This is a genomic window from Gemmatimonas sp. (genome assembly GCF_031426495.1).
GTDB lineage: Bacteria > Gemmatimonadota > Gemmatimonadetes > Gemmatimonadales > Gemmatimonadaceae > Gemmatimonas.
In genome coordinates this window covers 82,222-89,452 of the sequence record NZ_JANPLK010000006.1, presented here as the reverse complement: position 1 = coordinate 89,452, position 7,231 = coordinate 82,222, and the positions used below count along the sequence as shown (strand labels likewise).

General features: G+C 64.0%; 7 protein-coding genes. 4 read left to right on the top strand and 3 right to left on the bottom strand.

What is annotated here, in order from left to right; translation table 11 throughout:
- Nucleotides 1-553: 553 nt before the first annotated feature.
- The 3 genes from RMP10_RS02635 to RMP10_RS02625 are packed head-to-tail and all read right to left on the bottom strand — an operon-like array spanning nt 554 to nt 2,986.
- Nucleotides 554-787, bottom strand: a complete 234-nt coding sequence (locus tag RMP10_RS02635; RefSeq protein ID WP_310568920.1) for a hypothetical protein — start codon at nt 785-787, stop codon at nt 554-556.
- An 8-nt stretch (nt 788-795) separates the two neighbouring features.
- On the bottom strand, nt 796-1,977 hold the full coding sequence (locus tag RMP10_RS02630) for a metallophosphoesterase (RefSeq protein WP_310568919.1): 1,182 nt from the start codon (nt 1,975-1,977) through the stop codon (nt 796-798).
- Between the two features lie 10 nt (nt 1,978-1,987).
- Nucleotides 1,988-2,986 carry a diacylglycerol kinase family protein gene (locus tag RMP10_RS02625; RefSeq protein WP_310568918.1) on the bottom strand — a complete coding sequence of 333 codons (999 nt, stop codon included), beginning with the start codon at nt 2,984-2,986 and terminating at the stop codon, nt 1,988-1,990.
- Nucleotides 2,987-3,208: 222 nt separating this feature from the next.
- On the opposite strand from RMP10_RS02625, the gene RMP10_RS02620 reads away from it, so the two are divergent.
- The 4 genes from RMP10_RS02620 to RMP10_RS02605 all read left to right on the top strand — a co-directional run bounded on the left by RMP10_RS02620 (nt 3,209) and on the right by RMP10_RS02605 (nt 7,168).
- Nucleotides 3,209-3,583, top strand: coding sequence for a BlaI/MecI/CopY family transcriptional regulator (locus tag RMP10_RS02620; protein ID WP_310568917.1), 375 nt, complete (start codon nt 3,209-3,211; stop codon nt 3,581-3,583).
- The gene (locus RMP10_RS02615; RefSeq protein WP_310568916.1) at nt 3,580-5,190 is read left to right on the top strand and encodes a M56 family metallopeptidase; all 1,611 of its coding nucleotides are present in this window, start codon (nt 3,580-3,582) and stop codon (nt 5,188-5,190) included. The genes RMP10_RS02620 and RMP10_RS02615 overlap by 4 nt, the downstream gene beginning before the upstream one ends.
- Before the next feature lie 93 nt (nt 5,191-5,283).
- Nucleotides 5,284-5,853: a hypothetical protein gene (locus tag RMP10_RS02610; RefSeq protein WP_310568915.1), complete on the top strand. Its 570-nt coding sequence runs from the start codon at nt 5,284-5,286 to the stop codon at nt 5,851-5,853.
- A 115-nt stretch (nt 5,854-5,968) separates the two neighbouring features.
- Complete coding sequence (locus RMP10_RS02605; RefSeq protein WP_310568914.1) at nt 5,969-7,168, top strand: hypothetical protein; 1,200 nt, start codon at nt 5,969-5,971, stop codon at nt 7,166-7,168.
- Nucleotides 7,169-7,231: the final 63 nt, after the last annotated feature.

Here is a 7,231-nt window from a genome sequence, read left to right as displayed (position 1 = left end):
GGCCCATCAACCGCTGCACCACCCGCGCCCTAAAGGCGGCACTGTACGTTTGCATGCGAACCAACTCCATACCCCCGACCGGTGATCGACATGGGCGATGCGTTTGCACCGCTCATGCGACAACTATCCTGACACAGGGGGGTGACGGATGGTGACTACCGGGAGACGCTGACGCTTAGTGGAGGAGTCTACGTGGGGGCCGCCGAACGCCCCGGGACATATTCAATAGTCGTCGAAGCACCCGGCTACGCGCGGTGGACCCGAGAGAATGTCAGTGTTGTTCGCAGCGGCAGCTGCAAGTATCTCCAGCGTGTCACGCTGTCGAGCGAACTGCAGCCGAACGGCTAACCTTCAGGCAGACCAGACACGGCGATCATGGGTGTCTCCGCTGGACGCAGAACGAGCCGCTGCTGCCGATAGCGACGTTGCCGAAGCGCTGACCGCCATCATCGTTGCAAGACGCGATCGAGGTCGCGAACTCATGGTCGAGGTCATCCGCTCTCGGCGTTGATTGCGCGGTGGTGGCACGAGCGTATTGGCGGCCCGATACGGCTCAGCGCCGTATCTCCGACTTGCACCGGGATTCGAGTTCGACGTCGCCGCGGACACGGCGAGCGGTCGGCTCCTTGGTCGACTGGGCGATCAGGTTCGCCTGCCCGCCTACGCGGCGTCGGACCGCGACGTCTTCTTCGAAACGGTCGATGCACAGGTCGGTTTCGTCGCACGTTGTGGCTGTTGGAATGGCCTCAACGCCCATGCGGCGGCCCGCCACGGCCGATCCGATCAATGCTCCTGCTACGGCCTCAGATCGCAGCTCTGGCCGCCAAGTTCTTCTGGGGCAATCCACACGCAGGCGCGCATCTGCGCACGGCCGTCGCGAATGGACACCAGTCGAAGCGCGATGCGCCCGCCGTGCAGCACGTCGATGCGTGCGAATCCCGGCCCTGTTTCGCGCGCCAGCGGGGAGCCGCGACGACCCTTGAATCGACCGACCTTGGCTTCGCTCCCGGCCCCAGATACGAGTGTGAAGCGCGCGCCGGGTCCGCTGAACAGCTCCAGATCGTGGTCGTGGCCTGAGGCATAAAGAACCACGCGGTTGCTGTCCAACGCGCTCGCGAGCGCCGTGCGGAAGCGCGCATTCCGCCGATTGGGGATGTCCTGCGCGTTGAAGGGCCACCCGAGGATCGGATGCCCGTGATTGCCGTTCGATGCGAGTGGATGATGCGCCACGACGATGGTGGGACGCTCCGGCGCCGCGGCGATCATGCGCTCCAGCTCGCGCGATGCCTCTGCTGTCGTATTCGCCGTGCACCCGGAATCACGTACAGCACCATCGGCGCTCGGCGGCGGCAGCTCGAGCGCCGTCAGCCACCATTGGCTGTCGATGGCGATCACGCGGAGCGCGTCGCGTGCAGTCCCGAATGGAAACTCGGCGGGGCCCGCGCAGCCGGCCGCGGGGAGGAACAACGCGCGTCCAGCGCTTTGGCGGGCAATGAATGCTGCCTGACGAACCACCGCCTCTCTGCCCTCGCTCCAGGCGTTCCTGACGTTCCGATACTCGTTCCAGTCGTGATTGCCGGCGACGAACAAGGCGCGTGCTGATCCCGCTGCCCAGAGCTGGGCGCGTAACACGTCCCTGCGTTGTTCGATGTCGGGACCATCGCCCGATGGAAGCCCGGCCTCGTAGAGGTTGTCGCCAAGGAAAACGACGAGTGTCGTGGGCGGCGCCTCGTCGGCCATGCGCCGCAAGGCGATGAGTACCGCATCGTCACGACGCACTGCGCCCGCGTCGCCAATGAGGAGCACCGTGTGGCGAATGCTACTCGAGTCGAACGTCGCGGCTGGTCCGGGACGCATCCGTCGCGCATTGGGCGTCGGTCCGCTCGAGCAGCTGGCGAGCAGTTCGCCGAAGAGTGTTACGAGGAATGCGGCGGGCAACACGACGACCGCTCTGAAGCGGCGCACGGACCGCGTCACGCGTCGCTCGTCACGAGTCAATCGACCGCGGCGTCTTGAGCAGCCAGAGTGGCGTGGGCAACACGCGAATCACGATCGGCGATCGCATCCACGCCACCTCGCCGTCAAACGCGACCTTCACCGTGCGCCCGCGCAACGCGGACGCCGGTTCCATCACGAGTTCGTGGCAGGGAAAGTGTTCGACGCCGCTGGAGCTGCCCAACTGGCCCATCGCGCCGCGCAGCATGAGTCCTAGCATGGCCACGGCCCCGATTGGCTTCAGGATCACCGCCGTCAGGCGGGCCGTTTCGCTGCCTTCCGGCGCAGCGGTGTCGACGAGGCCGAGCTTCTCAAGTTGGAGGCGATTGTTGCCGACGAACAGGGTGAGGGTGCGTAGCTCGCGCTGCTGCTTCTCCCACGCGACGCGCAGGCGGAGCGGACGCTGTGCGCGCAGCAGGGTGGCGATCGCCGCACCGAGGGAGATCACGCGACTGCGACCGAACCGCGCCTGCCAGCGTTCGCGATCCTGCAACAGCTCCGGATACACGCCCAGGCTGGCGTTGACGAGGAAGAGCCGTTCATTGATGGCCGAGACTTGTGCCGGCTCCGGTCGTGCCATGAGCAACCAGCGCAACGCCTCGGCGATCTCCGTTGGTGCGCCGTGTTCGCGCGCGAAGAAGTTGAAGGTGCCCTCGGGAATAACTCCCATCGTGCAACCGGTAGCGTGTGCTACCTGCGCCACCGTATTGATCGTCCCATCGCCGCCCACTGCCACCACAGCTGAGTCTTCGCTCCGGGCCTGCGCCGCGGCATCGCGCGAGACGCGCTCGAGCTCGCCGTGGCCGGCGAACCATACACGCCCCGTGCGACCGGCTGACCGTAGCTCCGACGTGATCGCCTCATGCGTCGCGTCCGAGTCGGAGCTCCCCGCCTTGCCGTTGATGACGAACTGCAGCGGCGCTGAGGCATCGAACGCGGGACGCGGCAACGTGGACGGTTCCTCGGGCGGGACGGCAGCTGCATGAATCATCTCGCCGTGCTCCTGGGGCGCGGTGTGGTCCGGCGTCAGCATCGAAGTCGAGGGCGCCGTGAGCGCAGCAATCGTGCCGACACCCGTTGCATGATGCTACTACCTCCCTAGTTGACAACTAGTACTACTATCTGCATAGTATTAACAGCATCGTAGTCGCCTTGCCATGTCCCAAGCTTCTTGCGACCGGCGCCACCCAATCACCTGCGTCCCCATCCCCACGTGAACGACTCCACGCTCGGCGATCGCGAACTCGACGTCATGTCCTCGCTCTGGGAGCTCGGATCCGGTACGGTCACCGAAGTGCGGGATCATCTGGGTGACCCTCTCGCCTACACGACCGTGCTCACCGTGCTGCGGAATCTCGAGGCCAAGTACTTCGTGCGACACGAAGAGGAAGGTCGCGCCCACCGGTACTTCCCGCTCGTGGAGCGGCAGACGGCCCAGCGCAACGCCCTGTCGCGACTCATGGCCAATCTCTTCGCCGGCTCGCCGAGCGCGCTGATCGCGCAGCTCGTGGACGAGCACGGGGTGTCCGCCGACGAACTCCAGCAGCTTGCCCGCAAGCTCAAGGCGCGACCGGAGGGAGACGCATGATCGGCCTGTGGATGCTGGCCGCCACGGTATTTGCGCTGCTCGTAGGAGTGGCAGCGATGGGTGCAGAGCGCCTGCTCCGCGCCGCGCACCGTCCCACTCGAGCGGTGTGGCTTGGCGCGCTTGGAGTGGCGTTCGCGTGGCCACCGATGGCGTGGCTGTTCCTCACGCGACCCACGCGCGACGACGGCGGCGTGCACATGGGCAACGTGTTACCGGTGACCGCGCCGCTTGCCGATGCTCCGATCACGCTCTTCGATTTGCTGTTCCAGCATATCGACGTCGTGTTGCTGGCCGTGTGGGGCGTGGTCAGTGCGGTCATGCTGGTGCAGATGGCACGCGCGGTCATCGTGTTGCACCGCATCCGCCACCGCGCCATCAGACACACCGTCGATGGTGATGACGTGCTCGTGTCCGACTCGCTCGGACCCGCCGTGATCGGACTTCGCGACATGCACATCGTGATTCCCGCGTGGCTGCTCGATCTCGATGCTTCGTTGCGCGCGCTCGTGCTGCGTCATGAACGCGAACACCGGCTGGCTCGTGACCCGTGGCTGGTGTGGCTGTCGGTGGCCGCCACGACGATCGCCCCATGGAACGCCGGCCTCTGGTTCATCACCAGCCGACTGCGCCTCGCCATGGAAGTGGACTGTGACGCCCGCACGCTGCTCGCTGTCGCCGACCGCCAGCGATACGCGAAGCTGCTGCTGCTCATCGCGCAACGCGGCAGCTCCGCCCGCTTCGCGCCCATGCTCGCCCATTCCCGTTCACAACTCGCCCGGAGAATCACTGTCATGACTTCTGCGCCTTCCCGACGCCCGATCACTCAGGCCCTCATGGCCGGTGCCGTTGCCGCGCTCGCGCTTGCGGCCGCGTGTTCGAATCGCGTGAGTGACAACCTCATGGGACCCGCCCCCGCCGCCGCGCGGCAGTCGACCGCGCCGATCGTGGCCGACAAACCGGTCAGCATTCCAGAGGGAAAGCCGTACTTCGATTTTCAGGTGGAGAAGCCGGCCATGATGGCGCCGGGCAGTAAGGGGCCGATGTATCCCGCGTCGCTGCGCGCGGCGCGTGTCGAAGGCGCGGTACTCGCGCAGTTCGTGGTGAACACCGACGGCAAGGTCGATATGGCGACGTTCAAGGTGCTCCGGACCGCCGATCCACTCTTCGCCGAGGCGGTGCGCGCAGCGTTGGTTGAGATGCAGTTCATGCCGGCGATGGTGGGTGGACGCGCCGTGAAACAGCTCGCGCAGCAGCCGTTTCAGTTCTCGCTCGGTGAGGTCGGGGCCGTGTCACCGGTGCCGCCGCGGGCTCGCTCGGGGTCTACGCTCGACCAGCAGGCGGCCATTGCGCCGGGTGCCGTAGGGCCAGTGTATCCGCCCACGCTGCGCGCCGCGGGCGTCCAGGGAACGGTGGTCGCACAAGTGATCATCAACGCCGACGGTACGGCCGATATGAGCTCGCTGAAGGTGCTTCGCTCAGCCGATCCGCTGTTCACCGAATCGGTGAAGACGGCACTCGCGCAGATGAAGTTCTCGCCGGCCACGGTGAACGGACGAGCGGTGCGGCAACTAATGCAACTGCCGTTCGAGTTCTCGCCGCAGAAGTAGTCTTCGGAAGCGCGGGACGATACTCTTGTTGTTCTCCAAACCACGTCCGAGCCGGTCGTTGTCGGACACAAGCCTTCACCTGATCGAAGCGGAATGATGAGAATCTTCACGGCCACCACCCGCGTTCCCACCATCCTTGTCGTCGCGGTACCGGTCGTGACCGTTCTGGTGATGCTATGGGCGATGGCTGTGGCAAACGACCGCAATCCGCTGCCGTTCCCCGATCGAGACTATCACGTGTTCACCGCGAAATCCGAGGCGGGGTTGATCGTCCTGGAGGAAATCATGCAGCTGCACGGACACGACCCGCGGTTCCGGGCCGACTCAAAAGCAGTGCAGCGCACGATATTTTCCAATGGCACAATCATCAACCACCCGCAACCGCAAATGCTTGCTACACTCGGCAACCCCAGCGCAGCCCTTGGGTTTGTCGTGGAGAATCCGGACGCATCTGCTCGCGACGTTGCAGCGCTGCTGCGGTCACGCGGTTTCCAAGCCGAGCCTGTTTACGGTGCTGAACCAGGATTGCCAATTGCGTTCGTGAAAACCGACGCGTTGAGCGGCTCAGCCCTGGTGTTCCGAAAGCATCTCCTCGAGATGGGAGCACGTCCCGACAAGTGGACCTCGAGGACGCTCGCCGTCGAAGCCACGCCGCCGGAGTAACGCCGAGCGTTGCGGCTGCAGAGCGCAACTCGTATGCGCAGGCACGAGAAAGGGCGCGTCGCGGACGCGGCGACGGATTCCGGGGCATGCCAGTGAATAACAAATGGGAGAGACGATGAAGGCGACGATGGTTGCGCGAGTATTCAATGTTGCCACTGGTCTGATGCTCCTCGCCGGCGCTTCGGCAGCGAACGCGCAGTCCGCGTTGCAATCCGCCGCGCGAGTCAAGTCGTGGAATTCCGTCATTGTCGTTCCGCTTCGTGGTGCGCAGGGCGAACAGATGCCATTCGATTACTTCGCAGGAGTGGCGATGCTCCCGAATGGCTCGGTGTTGTTCGGCGATCAATACGAGCCCCGCATCGTGCTTGCCAACTCTACTGGACGCTTCGTCGCGGCAGCGGGTCGAAAGGGCGGCGGTCCGGGCGAGTTCACGGCGCGATCGCGAATACTGCGTTTGCGCGGAGATTCTATTGGCGTCTACGACGGATCCTTACGACGATTGTCGATCTTCGACTCGAAACTCAAGTTTGCCAGAGTCGAACGGATCGCCGAGCTCGCTGCGACGACCGGGTTAAATTCAGTGCAGGGGCAGTTTGCCAATGGGTCGATGGTGATGTTGCATCGTCCGATGATGAACTTCTCCTCAGCAGTCGGCGCTCTCGATGTTCAGAATATTCTGTACCTGAGCGATCGGGGCGGAAGGTTCAGGCAATTCAACTTGCCATTGTCACGCGAACTGCAGGTACGAGCGGGTAATCGCGGAGCGTCGATCAAGGTTCCGATGACGAGTGTTCGCGCAGTGGCCGTCTGCGAGAATGGCTTCGTGACGATCGCCGATGAAAGGATCGAAGTGTACGACACATCGTTCAAGCGTCTCTCGACACCTCCATATCGCGGCTGGATCGACACGCTGTCCTCGGCCGGGCGAACGCGGATGATCGAAGGACAGAGTAGCGGCTACAACGACGCGACACTTGAACGCAAATTGCATGATGCGTCTAATGCAGCACAACCTCGACGAGTGCTGCGTCACTCCACGCCGGTTGTTTCAGCAGACGGAATGCTCTGGTTCAGGACAGGCGATGAAGCTGAGGGGCGCTTCACGAGGACGACGCTGCATGGAGAAATCATCGATACGCTGTACGCACCGTATCAGATCCTGCATGCCGACAAGCGCATTTCGGTAGCGTCCGGTCCGTTCTCTGAAGGAGAGGATGCACCGGTTGTCATCGTGCGGCAGAAGGCTGCCGAAATCCGACGCAAGTCAATTCTGCCGTCTCCTGTCGGCCGATGTAATTCGCTGGTGACCTACTAGGCTCTCGCGACAAACGATCACGCACAATCCGGGAGCGCGTTATCTTCTCGCTCGGAGCGTATC

Bases quoted from the DNA above. Each gene is read 5' to 3' on its own strand.
- RMP10_RS02625 (WP_310568918.1), bottom strand. From the start codon at position 2,986: ATGATTCATGCAGCTGCCGTCCCGCCCGAGGAACCGTCCACGTTGCCG.
- RMP10_RS02615 (WP_310568916.1), top strand. From the start codon at position 3,580: ATGATCGGCCTGTGGATGCTGGCCGCCACGGTATTTGCGCTGCTCGTA.
- RMP10_RS02610 (WP_310568915.1), top strand. From the start codon at position 5,284: ATGATGAGAATCTTCACGGCCACCACCCGCGTTCCCACCATCCTTGTC.
- RMP10_RS02605 (WP_310568914.1), top strand. From the start codon at position 5,969: ATGAAGGCGACGATGGTTGCGCGAGTATTCAATGTTGCCACTGGTCTG.